Annotated in this window: 25 protein-coding genes; 16 read left to right on the top strand and 9 right to left on the bottom strand. The window is 71.2% G+C overall.

What is annotated here, in order from left to right:
• Positions 1 to 35: 35 nt before the first annotated feature.
• Positions 36 to 860, bottom strand: coding sequence for an oxidoreductase (locus LIV37_RS49265; protein WP_020874575.1), 825 nt, complete (start codon positions 858 to 860; stop codon positions 36 to 38).
• A 95-nt stretch (positions 861 to 955) separates the two neighbouring features.
• Here LIV37_RS49265 and LIV37_RS49260 point away from each other — a divergent pair, with 95 nt between their 5' ends.
• Positions 956 to 1864: a LysR family transcriptional regulator gene (locus LIV37_RS49260; RefSeq protein WP_020874574.1), complete on the top strand. Its 909-nt coding sequence runs from the start codon at positions 956 to 958 to the stop codon at positions 1862 to 1864.
• Between the two features lie 34 nt (positions 1865 to 1898).
• Here the strand turns inward: LIV37_RS49260 and LIV37_RS49255 are convergent, their stop codons facing one another.
• Positions 1899 to 2345 carry an anthrone oxygenase family protein gene (locus LIV37_RS49255; RefSeq protein ID WP_020874573.1) on the bottom strand — a complete coding sequence of 149 codons (447 nt, stop codon included), beginning with the start codon at positions 2343 to 2345 and terminating at the stop codon, positions 1899 to 1901.
• 227 nt (positions 2346 to 2572) lie between these two features.
• On the opposite strand from LIV37_RS49255, the gene LIV37_RS49250 reads away from it, so the two are divergent.
• The 8 genes from LIV37_RS49250 (at position 2573) to LIV37_RS49215 (ending at position 9007) form a co-directional block, all read left to right on the top strand.
• Positions 2573 to 3466, top strand: a complete 894-nt coding sequence (locus LIV37_RS49250) for a helix-turn-helix domain-containing protein (RefSeq protein WP_121826464.1) — start codon at positions 2573 to 2575, stop codon at positions 3464 to 3466.
• Between the two features lie 156 nt (positions 3467 to 3622).
• Positions 3623 to 3826 (top strand): hypothetical protein, encoded by a 204-nt coding sequence (locus LIV37_RS49245; protein ID WP_014057610.1) that lies wholly within the window; start codon positions 3623 to 3625, stop codon positions 3824 to 3826.
• Positions 3827 to 3987: 161 nt separating this feature from the next.
• Complete coding sequence (locus LIV37_RS49240) at positions 3988 to 4605, top strand: MauE/DoxX family redox-associated membrane protein (protein ID WP_020874571.1); 618 nt, start codon at positions 3988 to 3990, stop codon at positions 4603 to 4605.
• A complete protein-coding gene (locus LIV37_RS49235) occupies positions 4593 to 5141 on the top strand; it encodes a thioredoxin domain-containing protein (protein ID WP_020874570.1) in 549 nt (182 codons plus the stop codon). Before LIV37_RS49240 ends, LIV37_RS49235 begins: the two co-directional genes overlap by 13 nt.
• Complete coding sequence (locus LIV37_RS49230; protein ID WP_020874569.1) at positions 5138 to 7099, top strand: ABC transporter ATP-binding protein; 1962 nt, start codon at positions 5138 to 5140, stop codon at positions 7097 to 7099. The genes LIV37_RS49235 and LIV37_RS49230 overlap by 4 nt, the downstream gene beginning before the upstream one ends.
• Entirely contained in the window at positions 7099 to 7575 is a 477-nt protein-coding gene (locus tag LIV37_RS49225; protein ID WP_020874568.1) for a S26 family signal peptidase, read from the top strand. The genes LIV37_RS49230 and LIV37_RS49225 overlap by 1 nt, the downstream gene beginning before the upstream one ends.
• A 58-nt stretch (positions 7576 to 7633) precedes the next feature.
• On the top strand, positions 7634 to 8011 hold the full coding sequence (locus tag LIV37_RS49220; protein WP_020874567.1) for a cupin domain-containing protein: 378 nt from the start codon (positions 7634 to 7636) through the stop codon (positions 8009 to 8011).
• Positions 8012 to 8032: 21 nt separating this feature from the next.
• Entirely contained in the window at positions 8033 to 9007 is a 975-nt protein-coding gene (locus LIV37_RS49215; protein WP_020874566.1) for a phosphotransferase family protein, read from the top strand.
• 54 nt (positions 9008 to 9061) lie between these two features.
• Here LIV37_RS49215 and LIV37_RS49210 read toward each other — a convergent pair whose 3' ends face one another.
• Together LIV37_RS49210 and LIV37_RS49205 are read right to left on the bottom strand one after the other, a co-directional pair.
• Positions 9062 to 10210 carry an NAD(P)/FAD-dependent oxidoreductase gene (locus tag LIV37_RS49210; protein WP_020874565.1) on the bottom strand — a complete coding sequence of 383 codons (1149 nt, stop codon included), beginning with the start codon at positions 10208 to 10210 and terminating at the stop codon, positions 9062 to 9064.
• Between the two features lie 43 nt (positions 10211 to 10253).
• A complete protein-coding gene (locus LIV37_RS49205; protein WP_020874564.1) occupies positions 10254 to 11654 on the bottom strand; it encodes an MFS transporter in 1401 nt (466 codons plus the stop codon).
• Positions 11655 to 11785: 131 nt separating this feature from the next.
• Here LIV37_RS49205 and LIV37_RS49200 point away from each other — a divergent pair, with 131 nt between their 5' ends.
• Positions 11786 to 12664 (top strand): LysR family transcriptional regulator, encoded by an 879-nt coding sequence (locus LIV37_RS49200; protein WP_020874563.1) that lies wholly within the window; start codon positions 11786 to 11788, stop codon positions 12662 to 12664.
• A gap of 20 nt (positions 12665 to 12684) precedes the next feature.
• Here LIV37_RS49200 and LIV37_RS49195 read toward each other — a convergent pair whose 3' ends face one another.
• The 4 genes from LIV37_RS49195 to ilvN are packed head-to-tail and all read right to left on the bottom strand — an operon-like array spanning position 12685 to position 16662.
• A complete protein-coding gene (locus LIV37_RS49195) occupies positions 12685 to 14001 on the bottom strand; it encodes a dihydrolipoamide acetyltransferase family protein (protein WP_121826687.1) in 1317 nt (438 codons plus the stop codon).
• Positions 14002 to 14030: 29 nt separating this feature from the next.
• Entirely contained in the window at positions 14031 to 15065 is a 1035-nt protein-coding gene (locus tag LIV37_RS49190; protein WP_202979691.1) for an alpha-ketoacid dehydrogenase subunit beta, read from the bottom strand.
• A complete protein-coding gene (locus tag LIV37_RS49185) occupies positions 15062 to 16153 on the bottom strand; it encodes a thiamine pyrophosphate-dependent enzyme (protein ID WP_020874560.1) in 1092 nt (363 codons plus the stop codon). Before LIV37_RS49185 ends, LIV37_RS49190 begins: the two co-directional genes overlap by 4 nt.
• Positions 16150 to 16662: an acetolactate synthase small subunit gene (gene ilvN, locus LIV37_RS49180; RefSeq protein ID WP_020874559.1), complete on the bottom strand. Its 513-nt coding sequence runs from the start codon at positions 16660 to 16662 to the stop codon at positions 16150 to 16152. The genes LIV37_RS49185 and ilvN overlap by 4 nt, the downstream gene beginning before the upstream one ends.
• Positions 16663 to 16871: 209 nt before the next feature.
• On the opposite strand from ilvN, the gene LIV37_RS49175 reads away from it, so the two are divergent.
• The 4 genes from LIV37_RS49175 (at position 16872) to LIV37_RS49160 (ending at position 20989) form a co-directional block, all read left to right on the top strand.
• Positions 16872 to 17333: an Lrp/AsnC family transcriptional regulator gene (locus LIV37_RS49175; protein WP_020874558.1), complete on the top strand. Its 462-nt coding sequence runs from the start codon at positions 16872 to 16874 to the stop codon at positions 17331 to 17333.
• A 106-nt stretch (positions 17334 to 17439) separates the two neighbouring features.
• A complete protein-coding gene (locus tag LIV37_RS49170) occupies positions 17440 to 18762 on the top strand; it encodes an MFS transporter (RefSeq protein WP_020874557.1) in 1323 nt (440 codons plus the stop codon).
• Positions 18759 to 19529 (top strand): SDR family NAD(P)-dependent oxidoreductase, encoded by a 771-nt coding sequence (locus tag LIV37_RS49165; RefSeq protein WP_020874556.1) that lies wholly within the window; start codon positions 18759 to 18761, stop codon positions 19527 to 19529. The genes LIV37_RS49170 and LIV37_RS49165 overlap by 4 nt, the downstream gene beginning before the upstream one ends.
• Before the next feature lie 41 nt (positions 19530 to 19570).
• Positions 19571 to 20989 carry an amidase gene (locus tag LIV37_RS49160; RefSeq protein ID WP_158634996.1) on the top strand — a complete coding sequence of 473 codons (1419 nt, stop codon included), beginning with the start codon at positions 19571 to 19573 and terminating at the stop codon, positions 20987 to 20989.
• A gap of 7 nt (positions 20990 to 20996) precedes the next feature.
• On the opposite strand, the gene LIV37_RS51960 is transcribed toward LIV37_RS49160, so the two are convergent.
• On the bottom strand, positions 20997 to 21758 hold the full coding sequence (locus tag LIV37_RS51960; RefSeq protein WP_020874554.1) for a FadR/GntR family transcriptional regulator: 762 nt from the start codon (positions 21756 to 21758) through the stop codon (positions 20997 to 20999).
• Between the two features lie 125 nt (positions 21759 to 21883).
• On the opposite strand from LIV37_RS51960, the gene LIV37_RS49145 reads away from it, so the two are divergent.
• Both LIV37_RS49145 and LIV37_RS49140 read left to right on the top strand, forming a co-directional pair.
• Positions 21884 to 22699, top strand: coding sequence for a polysaccharide deacetylase family protein (locus LIV37_RS49145; RefSeq protein WP_020874553.1), 816 nt, complete (start codon positions 21884 to 21886; stop codon positions 22697 to 22699).
• Positions 22696 to 23415 carry an SDR family NAD(P)-dependent oxidoreductase gene (locus LIV37_RS49140; protein ID WP_020874552.1) on the top strand — a complete coding sequence of 240 codons (720 nt, stop codon included), beginning with the start codon at positions 22696 to 22698 and terminating at the stop codon, positions 23413 to 23415. The genes LIV37_RS49145 and LIV37_RS49140 overlap by 4 nt, the downstream gene beginning before the upstream one ends.
• Positions 23416 to 23420: the final 5 nt, after the last annotated feature.

Genomic DNA, 23420 nt, shown 5'->3' with positions numbered 1-23420 from the left:
CATCCTCCAACGCTGAACGTTCGAGGTGGCGTCTACTACGGGTAGGCGGTGTCGCGAGCGGTCTTCTCCCAGGTGGTGACGTCGGATCGGATGGCGTCGAGGTGAGTGAGGACCGCGTCGACGGCGTCGCTGCCCAGGGGCAGCCGCAGCGGCGTCCGCTCGGCGTCCAGGGCGGTCAGGATCGCCGCCGCGGCCCTGGCCGGGTCGCCCGGCTCCGCGCCCCCGGCGGTCCGGGTCATCCGCCGGGTGGGCCCGACCGTCCCGGCGTAGTCGGCGATCTCCTCGCTGGCGCCGGTGTTGTCCATCAGGCTGGTGCGGAAGGCGCCGGGCTCCACGATCAGCACCTTGATGCCGAGCGGGCGGACCTCCTCCACCAGCGCCTCCGAGAATCCCTCCAGGGCGAATTTGGTGGCGCTGTAGGCGGAGAACCCGGCGAAGGACATCTGGCCGCCCATGCTGCTCAGCTGGACGATCGCGCCGGAGCGCCGGGCCCGCATGGTGGGAAGCACGGCCCTGACCAGGGCGGCGGGGCCGAAGACATGCAGGTCGAACAGCGAGCGCAGTTCGCCGTCGGTGGTCTCCTCGGCCGCGCCGACGTGGCCGCGCCCCGCGTTGTTGACCAGGACGTCGATCCTGCCGTGACGGCTCACCACATCCCGCACGGTGGCCTCGATCCCGGCGGTGTCGGTGACGTCCAGCCTCAGCGCCTCCACCTGGTCGGGGTGCGCGGCCACGAGGTCGCCCAGCGCCTCCACCCGGCGTGCGGTGGCCACGACCACGTCCCCGGCGGCCACCGCGGCCTCGGTGATCGCCCGGCCGAAGCCACTGTTCGCCCCGGTCACCAGCCAGACCTTGCCCATCGGACATCCCTTCACGGAAGTGTTGTGCTCTTCAAGGTCGACTCTCGCGGAGAAGTCCTTTGTCCGTCCAAGACCCGGTGTGATAACCGATGGTTATGGATGTGCATGGAAGGGACCTCCGTTACTTCACCGCCGTGGCCGAGGAGCTGCACTTCACCCGCGCGGCCGAGCGGCTGTTCGTCTCGCAGCCGGCGCTGAGCAAGCAGATCCGCATGCTGGAGCGCCGGCTCGGCGCGCCGCTGTTCGTACGGGACGGCAGGAGCGTCCGGCTCACACCGGTGGGCGCCGCGCTGCTGCCGCACGCCCAGCAGGTGCTCGCCGCGTGGGACGCCGCGTGGGAAGCGGTCGAGAAGGCCAAGGCCGGGCAACGGGCGACGCTTGTCGTGGGGATGAGCACCAGCCCTGGCCGCGGCGGTCTGCTGCCGGGGATCAGGTCCCGGTTCACCGACACCCACCCCGACGCCCGTATGAAACTGCGCCAGGTCAGCTGGGAGGATCCGACCGCGGGGCTCGCGGACGGCTCCAGCGACCTCGCCTTCGTCTGGCTCCCGATGCCCGATCCGGACCGCTACACCTGGGTGGTGGTGGCCCGGGAACCCCGGCTGGTCGCGCTGCCCGAGGGGCATCTCCTGGCCGCCCGGGATGTGGTCGACTTCGCCGACCTGCTGGACGAGCCGTTCCTCGCGCTGCCCCCGAGCGCCGGGGCGCTCCGGGACCACTGGCTCGCCACGGACGCCCGTGGCGGCAGGCCACCGGTCGTCGGTGCCGAGATCGCCAGTACCGAGGAGACGTACGAGGCGCTGGTGGACGGGCGCGGGGTCTGCCTGCTGGCCAGCGGGAACGCACCGCTCATCACTCTGGGCGGCGTCGTGACCCGGCCGGTGCGCGGCATCTCGCCGAGCCGGTACGCACTCGCCCGGCGTGCCGACGACCACCGTCCGCTGGTGCTGGACTACGTACGTGCTTGCGGGGAGGCGACCGGGCAGTCACCGGCTGGAGCCTGACGTGACGCCCCGGCGCCCGGCCGGCGCCGGGGCGTCACGCGATGCCGACGACCAGCAGGACGAATGCCGCGATGATGACGCCGACGCGCAGGTAGTGGAACCGGTCCCAGCGGCCGAGTTGCTCCCGCCAGTCCGCCGGGACGGTGTCCTGGGTCCACTGGGCCACGCGGGAGTTGATCGGTACGAGCAGGGCGATCGACATCAGCACGCTGAGGACGAGCAGGGCGGCGGCCGTGACGATGAGTCCCGCCCCCGCGTCGCCGCTTGCCATGGCCGCCCAGAAGGCGCTGAGCAGGACTGATCCGATGTACCAGAACGGCATCACCTTGCCGAGGAGGCGCGCTCCTTCGCCGCGGGCCGCGAGGCCGCCGTTGTTCGGCAGCCGACTGATGATCGGGTTGACGAAGGCCGCCACCGCGAACTCGACGCCCACCAGCAGGCCGACGATCACAACCGTGACGACGGCGAGTGTGTTCTGCATGTCCCCTCCTGAGCCCCCGGCGCGTTTCTAGCGCCGCTAGATTTCCATGTGATGCTAACCAGAGCATCGCTTGAATGTCTAGCGCCGCTAGGGTCCCGGATATCCGCACTCCAGGGTGGGTCCGCCCGTGCCGTCCGCATTGGCCTGATCCCTGTGGTCCCCGTTTCCCCGTACCGGACACGATGGGGCTTATGTGACCGATCCACGGACACGAGGGGGAAAGCAACATGCACGAGAAGCACTCATCGAGGGCCTTATCGAGTGCGGCGGATTCGCGGGAGCTGATCACCAGGAGGCCCGGAGCCGCCGCATGCGAGCATGTGCTGGGATACCGGGGCTTCCGGTTCGGTGCGCGTCAGCCCCGATGTCGGCTGCTGGTGCCGGACGGTGTGGTGAAGGTGATGCTGGGGTTCGGCGAGCCGGTACGGATCGCCGACGCGGTGGATCCACGCCAGTCCGTCACCGGAACCTCAATGATCAACGGCTTACGGGCCACCGCCACACTGGGCGAGCACACCGGCCAGTTGTCCGGCGTGACGGTCATGCTGACGCCGATCGCGGCCTTCCGCTTCTTCGGCATGCCGATGGCCGAGCTGGCGGAGCGCAACCTGGACCCGGCCGATCTCCTCGGCCGGGAGGCGGGCCGTCTCCTCTGCCGCCTGTCCGAGTGCCACGACTGGACATCGCGCTTCGCCCTGCTCGACGGGGTGTTCGCGACCCGGGCCCAGGCCGGGCCGGCGTGCGCGCCCGAGGTCGTCTGGACGTGGCGACGGCTGGGACGCACCCACGGCCGGATGCGCGTGGGGGACCTGGCCACCGAGACCGGCTGGAGCCGCCGACGGCTGGAGCGGCGCTTCCGCGAACAAGTGGGCCTGCCGCCCAAGCAGTTCGCCCAGGTGCTGCGGCTGCAGGAGGTGCTGCGCCTACAGGACGGCGGCCTGCCGTGGGCGGAGGCGGCGGCCCTCGCGGGCTACTACGACCAGGCCCATTTCACCCGGGCCTTCAAGGACCGGGTCGGCTGTACGCCGGGCCGGTTCGGAACCCGCCGGGCGTCCTCCAAGCCCGGCGACCCGCTGGACTTCCTGCCCGATCAGGTCACCAGCGTTCTGCTCGCCGAGTGAGGGCCGCCCGTTCCCGGCGTCGCATTCGTACAAGACATCCCTCCCGCCGGATCGCGATGGTGGCGGAGTCGGCAGGCGCCGTCTGCCGGCTCGACCCAACATCGGCCCGCGCCCAGTCCACGGAGCCGGGCCGGACCCGACGGAAGGAGGGTGGACATGTACAGGACGCTCACCACGATGGGCAGCAGGCTGCTCGGCCTGTTCGTTCCCCAGGTGGAAGCCTCTGCCGTACAGGTGAAGCAGTGCTGGCCGCAATGCTGGCAGTGCAACCGGCAGTACGGCGGTCAGTGCAGCTGCAACGCCCGGTGCTGCAAGAACTCGGCCGGAGGCTTCGACTGCGCCGGTTGCGTGGGCTGCTGACACCACGCACGGCCGCGCTGACCGCCGTCCGCTCCTGGCCGACGGCGTACGCGGCGCACCGCTGAACGACAGCGGGCAGGCGGCCCCCGAGTGGCCACGGGGGCATCCGGGGGCCGCCTTCACGCTCAGCCCGCACCCCTACCTCGATTGAAAGGGTTGCCGTGCAGTATCTGGTGATCGCGGTCCGGGCCATGATCGGCGTGGTCTTCCTGATCGCCTTCGCGAGCAAGTCGGCGGGGCGGGGCAGGTTCACGGCCTTCGTGGAATCGCTGCCCGCCATGGGAGTGGTGCCACCGCGGCTGGTCGGACCCGCGGCATGGGCCGTGGTCGGCGCGGAGGGCGCGGTCTGTGCCCTGCTCATCGTGGAGTCGGACGGCGCCACCGTGGCCGGACTGGCCCTCGCGGCAGGGCTGTTGAGCGTTTTCGCGGCGGCGATAGCCCGGACGATACGGCGGGGAACGGGCGCCACCTGCCGGTGTTTCGGGGCCTCTGCCGCCCCGCTCGGCCGCCGCCATCTCCTCCGCAATGTGCTGCTGACCACCGTCGCGGCGGCGGCCGGCCTGATGACACTGGCGGACCAGGCGCCGGCGACGGCGACGGGAGCCATCGTGGCGGCGGTGGCCGGGCTCGTCGCGGGTGCCCTGGTGACCGTACTCGACGACCTGGCCGAGCTGTTCGGCCCGTCCAGGGCCCGGCGGGCCCCCGATCCGACGCGCGCACACCATCCGAAGGCCATCCGGAACATCCGGGACATCCGGGAGGAACCATGCCAGTCCTGATCAGCGCCGTGGTGCTCGTGGGGGCACTGTGTTCGCTGGACCTGATCCTCACCCTGGGCGTGATCAAGCGCCTGCGGGAGCACGGCGAACTGCTGGCGGCGAGGGCCGTCGACCGGCCACGGTCGGCGATCGAACTCGGCGAGCCGGTGGGTGACTTCGCCACCCACACCGTGGACGGCGAGCCGTTGGGCCGTGCCACGATGACCGGGACCACCTTGGTGGGCTTCTTCACGCCGACCTGCGGACCGTGCAAGGAGCAGCTGCCGAAGTTCATGGAGTACGCCCGTACGATGCCCGGCGGACGCGATCGGGTGCTGGCCGCCGTGGTGGGCGATGCGGACCTGGCCGCGCCCATGGTCGCCGAACTGCGATCGGTGGCGAAGGTCGTGACCCAGACCCGCAACGAGGAACCCATGGGCGCGGCGTTCGAGATCATGGCGTTCCCCACGGTGCTCATGGTCGCGCCGGACGACGGGGGCGATGTCGTGGTCACCGACGACGCGGTGGACCTGTCCCGGCCGACGCTTCCGGTGTGAGCGGCGTGCGCGGGCGAGGCGGCCACGAGGAGTCGGCGGCGGACACCGACCGCGTCCCCTCCGACACCCCTTCTGCCCCTTCCGGGCACTCGGGGCGCGCCGTGGTCGCACTGCGGCGGCTCGCCGCCGTCTGCGCGGTCACCGCCCGCGCCGCCCCCGGCACCCTGCTGCTCCACATAGGGCTGTCGCTGCTGGTGAGCGCGTTGCCGGTGGTGACGGCCTGGTTGATGAAGCTGGTCCTGGACGATCTGGCGAGCGGTGACCCGAACACGCTGCTGTGGCCCGGTATCGCGATGGCCGGCCTCGGTGTGACGGCGGTGGTGGCCTCGCAGGCCATGCGCTACGCGCGAGCGGAGCTGGACCGCCGGGTGGGGCTGGAGATGCAGGACCGGCTGTTCGCCGCCGTCGACGGGTTCGTCGGGCTGGGGAAGTTCGAGAACCCGCACTTCCTGGACCGCCTGCGGCTGGCCCAGCAGGCGGGCCACGAGACGGCCACCCATGTCGCGGAGAGCATCCTGGGCGTCGTGCGCGCCGGGGTGACCATCGGTGGCTTCCTCGGTTCGCTCTTCCTCGTCAGCCCCGTGATGGCCGGGATTCTGCTGGTGGCGGGGGCGCCCGTGCTGTGGTCGGAAGTGGCACTGGCACGGCGGCGGGCGCGGATGCTGTGGGAGGTCGGGCCGGTCGAGCGGCGGGAGTTCTTCTACGCCGATCTGCTGTCCAGTGTGGAGGCGGCCAAGGAGGTCCGGCTCTTCGGCATCGGCCGGTTTCTGCGCGAGCGGATGCTGACGGAACGGCGTACGGCCAACGCCGCGAAGCGGGCCATGGACCGGCGAGAAATCGCCGTACAGACGGGGCTGGGCGGACTGGCGGCGCTGGTCTCCGGCGGTGGACTGCTCTGGGCGGTCCTCGCGGCGCGTGGCGGGGCGCTGTCGGTGGGCGATGTGACCATGTTCGTGGCCGCGATCGCCGGTGTGCAGGGGGCGCTGACCTCGTTGGCGGGCGATGCCGCGCAGGGCCATCAGACGCTGCTGATGTTCGATCACTACACGGCGGTGACGCGGGCCACCTCGGACCTCCCGGTCGCGGACCGGCCCCGCCCGTTGCCGGTACTGCGCCACGGAATCGAGCTCCGGGACGTCTGGTTCCGCTACTCTCCCGACCTCCCATGGGTGCTGCGCGGCGTCGACCTGCACCTTCCGCAGGGCCGTGCGCTGGCCCTCGTCGGGCTCAACGGGGCGGGCAAGTCCACTCTGGTGAAGCTGCTCTGCCGGTTCTACGACCCGACGCGCGGCGCGATCCTGTGGGACGGCGTGGACATCCGTGAGGTCGATCCGGCGCGGTTGCGGGAGCGCGTGGGCGCGGTGTTCCAGGACTATATGCAGTACGACATGACGGCGGCGGAGAACATCGCACTCGGCGACCTCACCGTACTGGCGGATCGGGACCGGTCGCGTGAGCGGATGCGTCAGGCGGCCCAACGGGCCGGAATCGACCGCCAGCTGTCCGCACTGCCCCGGGGCTACGACACCTTGCTGACCCGGATGTTCTTCACCGAGGAGGACAAGGGCAACCCGGAGACGGGGGTGGTCCTCTCCGGCGGTCAGTGGCAACGGCTGGCGCTGGCACGGGCCTTCCTGCGCGATGCGTGCACGCGCCGCGAACTGATGATCCTCGACGAGCCATCGGCCGGGCTCGACGCGGAGGCGGAGCACGAGATCCACGCGACCCTGCGGAGCGAGCGGAGCACCCGTACCAGCCTGCTGATCTCGCACCGGCTCAGTGCGCTGCGGGACGCGGACATCATCGTCGTACTCAAGGACGGGCGGGTCGCCGAGCGGGGGAACCACACCCTGCTGATGGCGGCGGGCGGCGAGTACGCGCGGCTCTTCACACTCCAGGCCGGTGGCTATCAGCTCTCCGCCGAGGAGTCCCCGGTGGCGCCGGAAGAGGCCGTGTGATGGGTCTGACAGCACTGGGGCTGGGGGCGGCCCTGGGGACGGCTCTCATCACGGGAACGGTGCTGCGGCGGACACTCGTGGTCGTGACCGTACGGGGCGGGAGCATGGAACCCACGTACCGTGACGGGGAGCGAGTGCTGGTGCGGCGCGGCGGCCGGTACGCGGCCGGGCAGGTGGTCGTCGTGCGGCAAGGGGACGACGGGCGCTCGTCACCCACCCCGAGCCGGGCGGTAGCGGCCGTCGGTACCGCACAAGACTGGATGATCAAGCGTGTGGCGGCGGTGGCGGGCGACCGACCGCCCCCGGGAGCGCTCCCGGGGCCCTGCGCCGCCGGTGGTTCCGTCCCGCCCGGAGCGCTGGTCCTCCTGGGCGACAACACCCACAACAGCTACGACTCCCGTGAGGTGGGCTACTTCCCCACGGCACACGTCCTGGGCACCGTCCTCCGGCCCCGCCCCCGGCCGACGTACGATTAGGACGCGACAGCCACGGGGATGCCGGGATGCGCACCCGAGGAGCTGCTAGCGTCCGGCCGTGAGCGACAGCGTGTACGTGGGCAATGCGGGCAAGGACGCGGCACTGGACCGGGGGTGGCTCCTCGGACACTTCAAGGACGCCGGCGATCCCCGCCACAGCGAGGCCGTGGAGATCAAATGGGGCGTCCACCCCCGTGGCGACGAACGAGCGGAGTGGGTGCGGGGCGAGGAACGCACGGCTCTCCTGGTCCTGATCAGCGGCCGTTTCCGCGTGGCACTCCCCGGCCACGACGTTCTTCTGGAAGAGCAGGGTGACTACGTCGTGTGGGGGCACGGAGTCGACCATTCGTGGTTCGCGGAGGAGGAGTCGGTGGTGCTGACCGTCCGATGGCCGTCCGTGCCCGGTTACGCGGTGACAGAGAGCACAGAACGGTGAAGGGCGACCTCGGAGCCGGCCATGACACGTGATCCCGACGACCGACTCGTTTCGGCGAGCCCGGGCCTGCCCGAGGCCACAGGCAGCCGGCGGATGGACTGGGCGGCGATGCCGCGCGAGGTGACGGCTCGGATCGGGCAGCTGCTCGGCAGCCCGGTGGCCCATGCGGTCAGCCAGCGGGGCGGCTTCTCCGAAGGTCTCGCCGCACGAGTGCGTCTGGAGAACGGCAAGCGTGCCTTCATCAAGGCGGCCGACTCACCGGTGGCACCGGCGGTGGCGGACTTCCACCGCCGGGAGATCGCCGTGTCCGAGCGGCTTCCCAGGGAGGTGCCCGCGCCGCGGTTGCTCGACGCGTACGACGACGGTACCTGGGTCGTGCTGGCCTTCGAGGAGGTCGTGGGACATCTGCCCGCCCAGCCGTGGCGGCGGGAGGAACTCGACAGAGTGCTCGCGGCGGTCACCGACATGGCGGAGGTCCTGACGCCATCGCCGGTGACCGAGGCGATCTTGGGCAAGCCGCGCCTCGGAGGGTGGTCGGCGATGGCGGACGACGCCGCGCTCAGGGACAAGGTCGAGGAGCTGTCACCGTGGGCGGCCCGCCATTTCGACCAACTCGTCGCCCTGGAGGAGAACGCTTCGCTGGAAGGCGCCACTCTCCTGCATGGAGACCTGTACCCGTTCAACATCATGCTGACCGCGGACCGTGTCTTCGCCGTCGACTGGCCGCACGCCTGGATCGGCCCCCGTCACTGTGACGCGGTCACCCTGATGTCGAGCGCATCCCTCAGCGGTGTGGACCCGCGGCCGATCGCCGAGAACCACCCGCTGACCCGCGATCTCGACCCCGCCCGGATCAACGAGATGCTCGCCCTGCACGCCGGTTTCCTCCTGCGGACCGCTGCCGCGGCCGGGCCGGACGCCGATCCCAACATCGTGGCCATGATGACCGCGCTGGGTCTCGCGTCACTGCGCTGGCTGCGCGGTGCTCGGCTGTAGGCATACCGGCGACCGGGCGGGGCGGGCCCGTCCGGTCGTCCCGAGCCGCGTGGCTCATTCGCCGACCGCTGTGAACCGGGTCGCCCGGTACGGGTCCAGCACGTCCACGCTGACGTCGTCCAGGACCTCCGTGGCCAGCAGTTGGGCGAGACAGGGGCCGAGGGTGATACCCGCGTTCGTGGTGACGCTGTGGACGTTGGGATACAGGGGGCTGCGGCCGATGACGGGCAGGCCGTCGGCGGGAACGATGCGGCGCCCGACGGTGACCTTCTCGATCTCCGCCCGCCGCAGTGGCGGCAGCACCGTGGCCGCGTCGGCCAGGAGCCCCTCGCCGTCCAGCCCCGCCGGGTCGGAGACCGGGGTTCCGGTGTAGTGCCTGGCCAGCACCACCCGTCCGTCCGTGCGCTGGATGGCGTGGAAGTCCGGGGCGAGCAGTACCCGCTCCAGGAAGGGCGGCAGCGGGGCGAGATGGACGATGGTGCCGGAGGAATCGACCAGCGGCGCGGTGATGCCCAGCGGTTCCAGCAGTGCGGGTGAGTCCGCGCCGCAGGCGACGACCACGTGGTCGCACTCGATCCGCCCGTTCGAGGTGACCACGGCGCGGGCGCGGTCCCCGGCGCCCTCGACAGCCGTGACGTCGGCGCCGTAGCGGAAGTCCACCCCGAGCCTCGTCCCGGCGTCCACCAGTGCGGCGACGGCCTTGGCGGGGTCGACGGAGCCCTCGTCGGGTGTGAAGAAGCCGACCGCTTCCTCGGCGACGACGGCGCCGGGGAGCAGTTCCCCGGCCTCGGTGGCGGTGATGGCACGGGAGGGGCTGCCCCAGGCCAGCCGCCGGCGCAGGTCGCCGCGGAGAAGGTCGTGTTCCGCGCCGTGGCCGGGTGCGAGCTGCACCGTTCCGCCCCAGCGGACCGCCAGGGCCTCGCCGAGCTCGTGGTGCAGCCGCCGCCAGGCGCCGAGGGCGAGACGGTGCAGTCCGAAGTAGTGCCGGGACGTGCCGTCCGACAGCGAGGTGCCGTTGCGGAAGTACGTCTGGTTGGTGAGCCAGGCGAAGGCGGCGGACGTGGCCCCGGCCGCGGGACCCTCGCGGTCCAGGACGGTCACGCGGGCGCCGCTCAGGGCGAGCTGCCTGGCCAGCGTCGTGCCGAGGATGCCGGCGCCGACGACCACCACATGGGCGGAGGAGGGGAAAGGGAGGGGTGGCATGAGTCTCCTTGCTCGTTGTGGTCTCTCTGCGGTTTGAGGTGGGCTATCGGGCCGGCCGGCCCGGTCGCGTGGTGTCGGCCTGCTGCCGCGGTCCGCGGTCCCGCTCCTCGGCCCCGCTCGCCTGGGCGAGGCTGAGCCGGCGGGTTTCCGGCGCCATGCGCCACGAGACGGCGAACCCGACCGCTCCGATGCCCGCCGCGATGTAAAGGCCGGTGCAGGTGCCCCATCGGTCGGTGGTGAGGGGCAGGAGGAAGGTGCCCGTGGCCGATCCGATGCGGCTCACGGCAGTGGCCACGCCCATGCCCGTGCCGCGCAGATCGGTGGGGAACAGCTCATTGGGGTAGACGAACTGCAGCGCGGCACCGGCCGCCTCGGCCAGGTTGAACACGATGAACAGCGTGATCACCAGCCCGCTGGTGGCCCATGGATTGATCCCGAGGACCAGCAGCGCCACGGTGAACACGGCCGTGGAGACGAGCAGCAGCGTCCTGCGGCCGAGGGCGTTGATGACGAGCATGCCGAGGGCGGTGCCCACGATCGCGAACGACTGCACCAGCACACTGGCCCCCAGCGCGTTGTCGACCCCGAGCGAGGTGAGCAGCTGCGGCTGGAAGGTCTTCACCGCGAACGAGGGTGCCACCTGGCAGACCCAGAAGATCGAGCAGAACGCCACCATCGGCCCGTAGCCGCGGCGGAACAGCTCACCGATGCCGCTCAGGGCCGGGCCCTTCCGCACGGGGACGGCGCGCGTCTCGGCGGCCAGCGCCTCGAAGTCGGCCCGCGGCCCCAGGTGTTCGGCGACGACGGCGCGCGCCTCGTCGATGCGGCCGACGCTCAGCAGCCAGCGCGGGGACTCGGGGGTGCCCAGCCGCAGCAGCAGGAAGACGAACGAGGGGACGGCCGCACTGGCCAGCATCCAGCGCCAGGCCCCGTCACCGAGACCGGCCATCAGATAGCCGACGGCGTAGCTCGCGGTGAAACCCACCCATAGGACCAGCACCAGCGAGGCGAGCACCGGCCCGCGCAGCCGCCGGGGCAGGAATTCGGTGGCCAGGGCCGTGGCGATGGGGTAGTCGGCGCCGAGCGCGACCCCCATGACGAAGCGCATGAGGAACAGGGACACGGCGTCCCCGGCGAAGAACTGGAGCGCGGAACACACCACGAACACCAAGAGGTTCACGGTGTACATGCCGCTGCGTCCGAGCCGGTCGGTGAGCGGGCCGAAGATCAGGCCGCCGAGGAACATGCCCATCAGCGCCGAGGCACCGATGAGTCCCTCGCCCAGCGAGCCCATTCCCAGGTCCGTGGCGATCGTGGGCAGTGCCACCGCGATGATGCCGAGGAGATAGCCGTCGCAGAAGGGGCCGCCCGCCGCGACGAAGGCGACCTTGCGATGGAATCGGCAGGTGGGCAGGTCGTCCAGGGGGACTTCGCGCGTGTCCACGGTGTCTCATCTCCCCATGGGAATCGGCAGTCGGATGTGACGTAGGTCTCCGGCCGGTGGACACACGTTAGGTCGGGCTTAAGATGCCTGTCACGCTCAAGTTTTCGAGACCGAATATCGACGGGATCGATATGTTCGTCGTAGAGGAGGTCGAGACTTTCCTCGCGATCGCCCGCTCGGGAAGCCTCGCCCAAGCCGCCCGGATCGTGCACACCTCCCAGTCGACCGTGAGTTACCGGCTGGAACGGCTGGAAAAGCGCCTGGGGCGGCGTCTTGTCCTCCGGGCACGGGGAGCGAAGGGGATCGGGCTGACCGTCGCGGGTGAGCGCTACCGCGAGCTCGCCGAGCAGTGGGAGCGACTCGTCGGCGAGGCCGCCCGGATCCGCGAGGCGCCGGACGCGGCCCTGTCCGTGGGCGGCGCCGACGCCATCAGCATCTATGTGTTCGACTCACTCGTCGGAGAACTGCGCACCCGGCTCCCCCAGTTGCGGCTCACCCTGGAAAGCGGGCGCAGCACAGCGCTGTGCGACCGCGTCGTCGCCGGCCATCTCGACGTCGCCTTCGTCTTCTACGAGCCTGTCCACACCGACCTCCGGGTGCGTCCACTCGCGCGATATCCGATGCTCGCCGCCGTCAACTCACCATCGATCGACGGCGAACACCCGGAATCGGCCGGGGCGCTGCCGCTCTCCGCGCTGTCCCGGTCGAACGAGATATATCTGCCCTGGGGTCCCGACTACGACCTGTGGCGGGAGCGGAACCTGCTGCGGGAGCCCGTCCACACCGTCACCATGGTGCATACGCTGCCACCGCTGCTGCGCACCCCGGACTGCTGGACGGTGGCCCCCTCCTTCATGGCCGACGACCTGAAGGCGCGAACCGGATGCCGTGTCGTCCCGCTGCGCGACGGGCCACCCGACCGGACCATCTACTGGGTGGAGCACAAACGCCGCCGGGCCGACAACGCCACGGCGTTGCGAGCCCTGGAAGACCTGCTCACCCGGCGTTGAAGCACGTCCAGGACGGCCGGTCAGCGGTGAAGGACCATCAGGTCGGGCCGTTCCAGGAAGCGGGCGATGTCGCGCAGGACGAGCGAACCGAGTTCGCCGTCGACGAGACGGTGGTCGAACGACAGGGCGAGGGTCGTGGTGTCGCGCAGCCGTACGCGTCCCTTGTGTTCCCACGGCGTTCGCCGCACCTGGCCGAAGCAGAGGATCGCCGCCTCGCCGGGGTTGAGGATCGGTGTTCCGCCGTCGATGCCGAAGACTCCGATGTTGGTGATCGTGAACGTCCCGTTCCTCATCCGCTCCGGTGTCGTCTTGCCGGCGCGGGCCTGCTCGACGAGGTCGGTGAGCGCCAGGGCGATCTCACGCAGGGAGAGCCGCTGGGCGGCGGCGATGTTGGGGACGATGAGCCCTCGCGGTGTCGCCGCGGCGACACCGAGATTGACGTCGGAGTACTGGACGATCTCACCGGCCTCGGCGTCCCACTTCGCGTTGATCCCGGGATGCCGCGCGATGGCGGTCAGCACCGCCTTGAGGACGAGACACAGCGGTGTCAGGCGCACCCCGTCGAACGCCTTGTCGGCGCGTGCCCGCTTCAGCAGTTTGAGGGACCGCGTCACGTCGACGGTGACCCATTCCGTGACGTGCGGAGCGGTGAAAGCGCTCTTGACCATGGCCTCCGCGGTGTGTTTGCGCACTCCGCGGATCGGCGTGCGCACCACGTCGTCACGGGCGGGGCCAGGGGCGTTCGACGGGGTTGCCCGCCGCTCGGCGAGGCGGTGGACATCCTCGCGGGTGATGCGGCCCGACGCGCCCGTGGCGGTCACCAGGGCCAGGTCGACTCCGAGGTCGCGGGCGAGCTTGCGCACCGGCGGGGTCGCGAGGGATTTCCCGCTGGACGGTGTGACGGCCGGTGGCGCGGGCTTGCTCTTGCGCGGGCGGCGCGCCGTCCGGGCGTGGGCCGGCCCATAGCCGACCAGGACGGGCTCGCGGGCAGGGGCGGACGGCTGCTCGTCCCGGGCACCGTCCGGGGCGGGCGGATCGGCTTGCTCCTGGAGTGTGGCGTCGGGTTCGGGCCCCGTCCCCGGGACGGTGTCGTCCTCGACCTGGAACGCGATGATGGGCGCGCCGACGGCCACCGCCTCACCGGCGGCACACAGGATCTCGGTGACGGTCCCGGCGTACGGGCTGGGCAGCTCCACCGCCGCCTTCGCCGTCTCGATCTCCACGATGATGTCGTTGACGCCGACCCGGTCACCGGGTGCCACGCGCCACTCGAGGATGTCGGCCTCGGTGAGGCCCTCGCCGACGTCGGGGAGATGGAAGTGCTTGGTGACGAGCATCGCGTCCTCCGGGAGGTTCGCCGGGTTCTTCACGGGGCACACACCCGGTCGACGGCGTCGAGAACTCGATCGAGATCGGGCAGGTAGTCACCCTCCGCTCGGGCCGGCGGATAGGGGATGTTGTAGCCACCGACCCGTTCCACGGGGGCCTCGAGGTCGTAGAAGCAGTGCTCCATGACCGTCGCGGCGATTTCCGCGCCCAGGCCGACGTTGACGGGCGCCTCGTGGACGACCACGACGCGTCCCGTCTTCGACGCCGAGCGGCACAGTTCGGTGGTGTCGAGCGGCGACAGCGAGCGGAGGTCCAGGACTTCCAGCGAACGGCCTTCGGTGGCGGCGACCTCGGCCACGCCCAGCGCGACCGCGACCGTGGGCCCGTACGCGACCACGGTGGCGTCGGTGCCCTCGCGCAGGATCCGGGCGCGCCCCAGCGTGTCGCCGTCCACGGGGCGGGCGAGGTCGACCTCGGCCCGGTCCCAGTAGCGGCGCTTCGGCTCGTAGAAGATGACGGGGTCGTCGCACGCGATCGCGGCGCGGAGCATGTCGTACGCGTCCTGAGGGTGGCCGCATGCCACGACGCGCAGGCCGGCCGTGTGGCAGAAGTACGCCTCGTTCGACTCGCTGTGGTGCTCGACCGCGCCGATTCCGCCACCCACCGGGATCCGGATGGTGACCGGAAGCCGCAGCAGCCCGCGGGAGCGGGCCCGCATCTTCGCCAGTTGGCTGACGATCTGGTCGAAGGCGGGGTAGACGAAACCGTCGAACTGGATCTCGCACACCGGTCGGTACCCGCGCAGGGCCAGGCCGATCGCCGTCCCGACGATTCCCGATTCGGCCAGCGGGGTGTCCACGACACGGTCGCCGAACTCGTCGGCGAGGCCATCGGTCACCCGGAACACCCCGCCCAGGGAGGCGATGTCCTCGCCGAGCAGAACCACCCGCTCGTCGTCGCGCATCGCCTGCCGCAGGCCCTCGTTCAGCGCGCGTCCGAGCGTGGCCGTAGTGGCCGTCGCGGTCGCAGTGGTCGTAGCGGCCGTCGTGGTCGTAGTGGCTGTCGTGGTCACAGGAAGGACTCCAGATACGTCTCGAAACCTTCGCGTTCGCGTCGCAGGGCCTCGGTCTCCTCGCACAAGGTGTTGCGGAAGGTGTCGCTCAGGGACGGTTCGGGAAGCGCACGGCACTCCCCGCGCGTCCGCGTCGCGAGTTCCTCGGCGTCGGACGCGACCGTGGCGAAGTAGTCCTCGTCGGCCCAGCCACGCGCCGTGAGCAGAAGGCGCACGCGTTCCACCGGGTCGTGTGCCTCCCACCGGGCGAGCTCGGCGTGGTCGCGATAGCGCTTGGGATCGTCCGATGTGCTGTGTCCGGACATGCGATAGGTGTGCGCTTCGATGAGCCCGGGTGGTCCGCCCGCCCGGACCCGCTCGACCATGGCTCGCGTGGCGGCGTGGACGGCCAGTACGTCGTTGCCGTCCACGGACACCGCGTCGAGTCCGAATCCCTTCGCACGTCCGCTCAGCGGGCCGGCGTACTGCTTGCTCGCGGGTGTCGAGATCGCCCATCCGTTGTTCTGGCAGAAGAACACGATGGGTGCCGATGTCACCGCCGCCCAGTTGAGCGCCTCGCTGGCGTCTCCCTGGCTCGACGCGCCGTCACCGAAGTAGGTGAGCACGACGCTGTCGGCGGCGTCGTACCGAACGCCCATCGCATAGCCGACCGCGTGCAGTGTCTGCGTGGCCAGCACAAGGCTGTAGATGTGGAAGTGATACCGCTCGGGATCCCATGAGCCATGGCTCGCGCCGCGCCACTGCGACAGCAGTTCCGTCGGTGAGATCCCGCGGCACAGGGCCGCCACGTGCTCGCGGTAGGACGGGAAGACCCGGTCGTCCGCTCGAAGCGCGCGGATCGACCCGGCCTGGGCCGCTTCCTGCCCGAGGGACATCAGCCAGAGCCCGAGCTCACCCTGACGCTGCAGGGAGTACGCCTCCTGGTCGAAGCGGCGCCCGAGCACCATGTCGCGGTACAGCCCGCGTACCAGTTCGCCGGTCACGTCGAGCATGCCCGCGGCCGCTCGTTCGTCCAGCGTCCCGGCGGGATCGACCAACCGCAGGACGTCGTCGGCGCGGGCCGCCGCGGGTGCCGGGTCCGTACTCATCGCTGCCCCCAGGTGTGGCCACGCTCCACGGCGGTGCGCTTCCGGAGCGGGCGCGCGATCCGCAGCGGCGCCGCCATCACGAGCTCCCGGATGGTGAAGCCGGAGAGCGCCTTGACGAGGTCGTCGACACGGTCGGGCTCCGCCGCGGTGAAGACGGTGCAGCGGGTCCGGTCGGCCTCCACGATCTCGGCGGAGAACGCCCGGGCGATGGCGACGGCTTCGGCGAGCCGGCCTTCGGGGAAGGTGACCGTGACGAATGCCCCGCGCCGGTTGTGCGACATGTCGTCGGAGAGGCGGATGACCTTGACGACGTCGTTCGAGCGGTTCAGGAACTTGACGAGTTGCTGCAACCTGATGTCGTCCGCCGTGTCCACCTCGATGGTGATCCGCCGCACCCCGTCGACGGGCGCGGCGATGTCCATGGTGACCACGTCGAACTGGCGATGGGCCAGGATCGAGGTGATCCGGGCGACCGCCAGGGGCGTGGCGAGGACATCGAGTCGCAGCACGGCACTGGCCTGCCGGCTGCATGGCTGCACGGTTTCGGAGTGGGCAACGTGTGTTGCCGGTTGTGTCGACGGTGACATGCGGGACACCGTTTCAGGGGCCCGATCCGTCCACAACGAAAGTGTGCACAGCGATGCGGAACACGCTCCTCCTGAGCAGTCCAGCCGGGTCGGGAGTGATCGTTGGGGGAAGTACTGCTTACACTTTCGGCATGTCGGCACCCGTACATCTCGACTCGGTCGATCTGCAGATCCTGGAGTTGCTGCGAGCCGACGGACGGCGCACCGTTCGCGACATCGCACGCCTGGTGAAGCTCTCCCCCGCGCCGGTCCGCCGGCGCATCGCGCGCCTGGAGGAGTCGGGAATCATCACCGGCTACACGATCACCACGGATCAGGCGAAGCTGGGTCAGGGCCTTCAGGCGGTCACCGAGCTGCGCTTCACGGGCGATACCGATATCCACGACATCGTGGAGTTCGCGTCGACCCTGCCGGAGGTCGATGAGGTGCTGACGCTCACCGGCGACGTGGACGCGCTCGTCAGGTTGCATGTCGACAGCGTCGATGACCTGCAGAAAGTGGTCAATCGTCTACGCCGTAAGGGGGTTGGCGTGCTCCAGACGAAGACGCTGATCGTCATCGACTCCTGGCAGCGCGGAGCTCCCATGCCCTGAGGTATTCGGGGACCCGCGACCCTGGACACTCCTGGCGCGGTGACCTATTTTGCTACTGGTCCGACCAGTAGCTAGGTCGCAGAAACCACGTCTCAGGGAGGCTCATATGCCCACGACCGCCAGACCCCCGAACGTGGCGCAGACCGATACCGTGCCGTCCGGCCACAGCTCGCGCCGTGCGGTCGTCGCCGGTGGCATCGGCAACTTCATCGAGTGGTACGACTACGGCGTCTATGCCGCGCTCAGCCCGGTGATCTCGTCGCTGTTCTTTCCGAGCGAGTCCACCGTGGCCTCGACACTGTCGACGTTCGCGGTGTTCGGTGTCGGCTTCGTGGTCCGGCCGCTGGGCGGGCTGTTCTTCGGGCAGCTCGGCGACCGGCGTGGCCGGCGCACCGCACTGGCGTGGGCCCTGATCCTGGTGTCGGCGAGCACCCTCGGCATGGGGTTGCTGCCCACGTACGCCGCCGCCGGGGTCGCGGCGCCGTCCCTCCTGGTGCTGCTGCGTCTGCTCCAGGGTTTCTCGGCCGGTGGGGAGTTCACCGGCTCGGCCACGGTGATGACCGAGAACGCCCCGGTCGGCCGGCGCGGCCGGGTGTCGAGCTGGCAGCAGTTCAGTGTCATCACCGGGACCCTGGCCGGCGTCCTGGTCGTCACGGCGATCACCAACCTCGGCTCGGCCGACGCGCTGGAGAACGGCGGCTGGCGCATCCCGTTCCTGTTGTCGCTTCCGCTGGGCGCGATCGGCTTCTACATCCGGTTCCGGATGGCGGACACACCCCACTTCCAGGCCCTGCGCGAGGCCGGTGAGGTGGCCGAGCGACCGGCCGCCGAGGCGGTGCGGACTCAGCGCGGCGCGATGTTCACCGCGTTCTTCTACACCGCTCTGCCGAACATCGGCTTCTACACGTTCCTGACCTACACCCCGACGTTCCTGCACAACGAGGCCGGTCTGAGCCTCGGCGACGCCTATCTGGCCAATGTCGTCGGGATGGTCGCCTACGCGGCGCTGACGCTGGTCATGGGACGGGTGTCGGACAGGGTGGGCAGGCGGCCGATCCTGATCGCCCACGCCGCCGTGTTCTTCGTATCGGCGATCCCGATCTACCTGTTGATGTCCCATGGCTCGCTCTGGGCCGCGCTGATCGCCCAGGTCCCGGCCATGTTGATCATGGCGTGCTACTCGGGTCCTGGCACGGCGGGCCTGACCGAGTTGTTTCCGACCCGGCTGCGCTACTCCGGCATGGCCCTGCCGTACAACCTCAGCTCGGCGATCTTCGGCGGGACCGCCCCGTTCATCGCGACGGGTCTGATCGCATGGCTCGGCACCCCGCTCGCACCGGCGTTCTGGGCGATGGCCGCCGCGATCCCGACGCTGATCGTCTATCTGCGGATGCGCGAGACGGCCTTCGAACCGCTGCGGGATCGATGAGCGCCGGGAAGGGAGCGCCCGTCGCGGTGGTGACCGGCTCGTCGTCGGGCATCGGGCGGGCGTGCGCCCTCGCGCTCGCCCGCACCGGCTGGGACGTGGTCGTGCACGGCCTCGACGCGGACGGCGACCTGGCGCGGGCGGAGTCGGAGGTGCGGGCCGAGGGCCGTGGCTGTGTCGCGGTGGCGGGCGATGTCGCCGACCCGGCTACCACCCGGGCGCTCGTCGAGGCCGCGGAGTCGGCCTTCGGACGCGTCGACGGGGTGGTCAGCAACGCGGGCACCGGCATGACCCGCTCGTTCCTGGAGATCGACGACGCGGGCTGGCATCAGCTGTGGGCGGTGCACGTCGAGGCCGCCGCCCGGCTGCTGCGCACCGCCCACCCGCTGCTGGCCGCCAGTGAGGGCGCGGTGGTGGCGATGTCGAGCCTGGCCGCGGGCCGGGCGCTGGCCGGGCGGACGGGGTACGGCGCGGTGAAGGCGGGTCTCGAGGGACTCGTCCGCCAGCTTGCCGCCGAGTGGGCCGCCGCCGGGATCCGGGTGAACGCGGTCGCCCCGGGCACGATCCGCACCCCGCTGGTCGAGCGCAACTTCGCCCGCGGTCTGCTCGACGAGCGGGGCGTCCTCGGGCGTACCCCGCTGCGCCGCCTCGGGTCGCCCGCCGAGGTCGCGACCGTCGTGCGCTTCCTGCTCTCGGCCGAGGCCTCCTATGTCACGGGTCAGACCCTCGCCGTTGACGGCGGCTGGTCGATCTTCGGCGGCTGGTCATGACCGCCCCCGGTCATTCCCGAACCACGATCGGAGTGAACACCTTGGCGAGCGCCCCTGACACACAGCGGGACGTACGGCAGGACGCACAGCGGAAGGAGCGGGTCCGGTCCGCCGTGACGGCCACCCGGGAGAGCCTGGACCGGATCCGCGACCGCGACCCCGGGCTGCACGCCTTCCTCACGGTCTGCCCCGAGCGGGCGCTCGCCGATGCCGAGGCGGCCGACGCGGCACCGGATCGCCCGGGGCCGATGCACGGGGTCCCCTTCTCGGTCAAGGACACCTACCCGACCGGCCAGGTCCGTACGACGTTCGGCTCCGCGGTGTTCGCCGAACACGTGCCGGTGCGGGACGCCCCCGTGGTCGCTCGCATCCGGCGCGCGGGGGGAATCCTCGTCGGCAAGACCAACACCCCCGAATTCGCGATCTACATCCGCACGGTCAACGAACTCCAGCCGGAGACGCTCAACCCGTGGGACCCGGCCCGCATCTGCGGCGGGTCCAGCGGGGGCGCGGCGGCCTCCGTCGCCGCCGGTCTGACCCCGGTCGCCCTGGGCAGTGACGGGGGAGGGTCGGTGCGCATTCCGGCGGCCCTGTGCGGTGTGGTCGGGCTCAAGCCGTCCCGTGGGGCCACGCCGGCCGGTGGCGGGTTCATCGGCACCCGCCGGTTCTCCGTCCCCGGCCCGCTGGCGTTGCGGGCCGCGGACGCCCGTGCGATGTGGCAGGCCATGCGGGGGCCGTGGGACGCCGAGCGGAGCACCCGCACCTTCGTCGACCGCGATGCCCTGATGCGGTCCGCGCACCCCGGGTGGCGGCTGCGCTGGGTCGCCGAGAGCGGCCGGGACGCCGCCCCCGAGGTGGTCGAGGCGGTCCGCGTCGCGGTGGGACGGCTCGCCCTCCTCGACGACGTCGAGGTCGACGACAGCCGGCTCGGCCTGGACACGCCCCGGTTCGCCGAGCCCTTCTACGACGCCATGATGGCCGACCGGCTGGCCACCGGAGGGGACCGGATGATGGCCGACGCGGCCTCGCGCCGGCTCCTCTCCGGCTACGCACGCCACCACTTCGAGCGGGCGGCCGAGGTCAGCGGCGCGCGGTACTCGGAGTCGCTGGGCCGTGCGGACGCCGCCGCGGACCACCTCGACACGCTGCTCGACGACGTCGACTTCCTGGTGACGCCCACCACGGGAGTGATCGCACCGGAAGGCGCGGGCGGTCCGCCCGACGCCCTGCCCGAGGTCGCCCGCCGCGAGCTGGTCGCGTACACCTTCCTGGCCAACTACACCGGCTACCCGGCGATCACGGTGCCGTGCGGAACGGTGGCGGGCATGCCGGTGGGGCTGCAGGTGCTGGGCCGCCCGGGGGCCGAGGACCGTCTCCTGGACGTGGCCGACGCGGTGCAGAGGCATGTCTTCCCGCCGCGCCCCGCACCGTGGCCGACGCGTTCGGCCACGGCCGGGTGAGGTGGGCTCAGTGGCCGCGCGAGTTCCGCACGTCCGGCTCGAGCAGCACCGCGAGCCGGTGCCGCTGCTCCTCGTCGAGGGCGTCGGCGTAGGCGTCGTACAGGGTCTGGCTGGCCAGCCGGGCCGCGGTGTCACCGTCGCCCCCGGCGATCGCGGCGAGGATGCGGCGGTGGTCCGCGATGAACTCCCGCCGCATCCGCGACGCACCGGCCGCTGGGCCGACGGCCCCGGCCACCAGATCGAGGGTGGCGTCCTGAATCACGCCGCCCACCATCCCGAGCACACGGTTCCCGGCCGCCTCCCGGACCACCACGTGGAAGCCGTCGTCCGCCGCGGCGAAGGTGGCGGCGTCGGTGGCGGCCTCCATCGCCTCGATCGCCGCCTCCATCCGCTCGAGGTGTTCATCGGTCCGCAGATGAGCCGCGAGCCGGTTGGCGGCGGCTCCGGCGATGATCCGGTACTGGACGAGGTCCACCACCGGGATCTCCTCCATCCGTACCGCGCCCCGCAGCATCCGGGTCAGGCCCGGGGTCACCGAGCCGCAGACCTCGGGCCCGCTCCGGCTGCCCGGACTGGTCCGCACCAGGCCCATGCTCTCCAGGATCCGCAGCGCCTCGCGGACCGTGGACCGGCCCACCCCGAAGTCCTCGACCAGCGTCCGCTCGGGCGGCAGGAAGTCACCGGGGGCGTACTCGCCGGCGTAGATCGCCGACTCGATCTGCTGGACGACCGCCTCGAAGGCCCGCTTCTTGTCTACCGGCGTGAACATCGCTCCCCAGTCCCGTCGTCCCCCGGGCCGCGCCCCACACAGCCACATACTCAACCTAGCAGCTGTTCAGACCACAATTCCCGCAGGGACGGACGTCCCGTGCGGATCCAGCCAGGAGCACATCGATGACCACGCCCGTTCTGCTGACCTTCGACATGGACGCCGAACTCCTCTGGACGGCCCGCGACCCCGCCGGAGCGGACAAGCCGGTCTGGGTGTCCCAGGGACACTACGGCCCGAAGGTGGGACTGCCCCGGATCCTCGCCCTGCTGCGCCGCTACGACGTCACGGCCACCTTCTTCGTCCCCGGCCAGGTCGTGGAGCGCTACCCCGCCCAGATCGAGGCGATCCTGGAGGCCGGGCTGACCATCGAGCACCACAGCCACACCCACGCCTGGTCGGAGCAGCTCGGCGAGGAGCAGGAGGCCGAGGAGTTCCAGCTCGCCGCGGACGCCATCACGCGGGCGACGGGCCGCGCGCCCCAGGGCTGGCGCTCGCCCGCCGCGGAGCTCACCCCGCACTCGGTGAAGCTGATGGAGAAGCACGGCATGCGGTTCTCCTCCAACCTCTTCGACTCCGACTCGGCCCACCTGCTGGACACGCGCGACCGCACAACCGGCATCGTCGAGCTCCCGTTCGCCTGGGCCCTCGTCGACACCCCGGTCTTCATGTACACCAACCGCGTGGCGGGACGGGTGATGTCGGCGCCCTCGGCGGTGCTCGAGACCTGGACCCGGGAGTTCGACGGCCTGGTCGAGGAGCCGGGGACGCACTTCATGCTCGCCATGCACCCACAGATCATCGGACGGCCGTCCCGGATGTGGGTCCTGGAGCAGACCATCCGGCATGTGCTGGCCTCCGGGCGCGCGGAGTTCCTGGCCTGCGCCGACTACGCCGAGCGCGTTCGTCCGGGGCTCCTCGCCGAGCGGGACGCCACATGAGCGCCGGGATCACTCCGGGCGTCGCGGTGGTCACGGGGGGCGCCAGTGGAATCGGTGCCGCCGTGGCCGCGCGGCTGCGGGCGGGAGGCACCGCCGTGGTGGTGGCGGACCGGGCTCCGGCCGCGGGGGAAGAGCCCGTGGACGTCACCGACAGCGCGTCCGTCCACGCGCTCGCCGAGCGGGTCGCCCACGCCCACGGCCACCTCGACCTGCTGGTGCACTGCGCGGGAGCGGTCGCCGTCGGAGCGGTGGACACCGCGGCCGGGACGGCGGAGGAGGACTGGCACCGGGCCTTCGCGGTCAACGTGACCGGGGTGTGGACGGTCAGCCGGGCGCTGCTGCCCCTCATGGGCGAAGGCGCGGCGATCGTGGTCGTCTCGTCGGCCGCCGGGGTGCGGCCGATCCCCGAGATGGCCGCCTATGTCGCGTCGAAGTCCGCAGCCGTGGGGCTGAGCCGCTCGATGGCACTGGACCTCGCCCCCCGGGGCATCCGGGTGAACTGTGTATGCCCAGGGCTGGTCGACACTCCCCTGGCCAGGGCGGCTCAGGAGCAGCGCTCGCCGAGCGAGCGCGAGCACGTCGACGAGCGCCGCGGCTACCTGATCGGCAGGGCGGGCACGGCCGAGGAGATCGCCGAGGCGGTGGTGCTGGCCGGGACCAACGGCTACCTCACCGGAGCCACCCTCGCCGTCGACGGCGGCCGGTCGCTGCACTGAGGGGA

Origin of the sequence: Streptomyces rapamycinicus NRRL 5491 (assembly GCF_024298965.1) — a bacterium.
Lineage (GTDB): Bacteria > Actinomycetota > Actinomycetes > Streptomycetales > Streptomycetaceae > Streptomyces > Streptomyces rapamycinicus.
This window is presented reverse-complemented; position numbering and strand designations above follow the sequence as displayed.

Coding starts and splice junctions, on each gene's coding strand:
- LIV37_RS49170 (WP_020874557.1), top strand. CDS start 17,440: ATGCCCACGACCGCCAGACCCCCGAACGTGGCGCAGACCGATACCGTG.
- LIV37_RS49215 (WP_020874566.1), top strand. CDS start 8,033: ATGACACGTGATCCCGACGACCGACTCGTTTCGGCGAGCCCGGGCCTG.
- LIV37_RS49165 (WP_020874556.1), top strand. CDS start 18,759: ATGAGCGCCGGGAAGGGAGCGCCCGTCGCGGTGGTGACCGGCTCGTCG.
- LIV37_RS49195 (WP_121826687.1), bottom strand. CDS start 14,001: ATGCTCGTCACCAAGCACTTCCATCTCCCCGACGTCGGCGAGGGCCTC.
- LIV37_RS49235 (WP_020874570.1), top strand. CDS start 4,593: ATGCCAGTCCTGATCAGCGCCGTGGTGCTCGTGGGGGCACTGTGTTCG.
- LIV37_RS49140 (WP_020874552.1), top strand. CDS start 22,696: ATGAGCGCCGGGATCACTCCGGGCGTCGCGGTGGTCACGGGGGGCGCC.
- LIV37_RS49175 (WP_020874558.1), top strand. CDS start 16,872: ATGTCGGCACCCGTACATCTCGACTCGGTCGATCTGCAGATCCTGGAG.
- LIV37_RS51960 (WP_020874554.1), bottom strand. CDS start 21,758: ATGTTCACGCCGGTAGACAAGAAGCGGGCCTTCGAGGCGGTCGTCCAG.
- LIV37_RS49145 (WP_020874553.1), top strand. CDS start 21,884: ATGACCACGCCCGTTCTGCTGACCTTCGACATGGACGCCGAACTCCTC.
- LIV37_RS49260 (WP_020874574.1), top strand. CDS start 956: ATGGATGTGCATGGAAGGGACCTCCGTTACTTCACCGCCGTGGCCGAG.
- LIV37_RS49255 (WP_020874573.1), bottom strand. CDS start 2,345: ATGCAGAACACACTCGCCGTCGTCACGGTTGTGATCGTCGGCCTGCTG.
- LIV37_RS49245 (WP_014057610.1), top strand. CDS start 3,623: ATGTACAGGACGCTCACCACGATGGGCAGCAGGCTGCTCGGCCTGTTC.
- LIV37_RS49265 (WP_020874575.1), bottom strand. CDS start 860: ATGGGCAAGGTCTGGCTGGTGACCGGGGCGAACAGTGGCTTCGGCCGG.
- LIV37_RS49225 (WP_020874568.1), top strand. CDS start 7,099: ATGGGTCTGACAGCACTGGGGCTGGGGGCGGCCCTGGGGACGGCTCTC.
- LIV37_RS49185 (WP_020874560.1), bottom strand. CDS start 16,153: ATGAGTACGGACCCGGCACCCGCGGCGGCCCGCGCCGACGACGTCCTG.
- LIV37_RS49200 (WP_020874563.1), top strand. CDS start 11,786: ATGTTCGTCGTAGAGGAGGTCGAGACTTTCCTCGCGATCGCCCGCTCG.
- LIV37_RS49210 (WP_020874565.1), bottom strand. CDS start 10,210: ATGCCACCCCTCCCTTTCCCCTCCTCCGCCCATGTGGTGGTCGTCGGC.
- LIV37_RS49250 (WP_121826464.1), top strand. CDS start 2,573: ATGCACGAGAAGCACTCATCGAGGGCCTTATCGAGTGCGGCGGATTCG.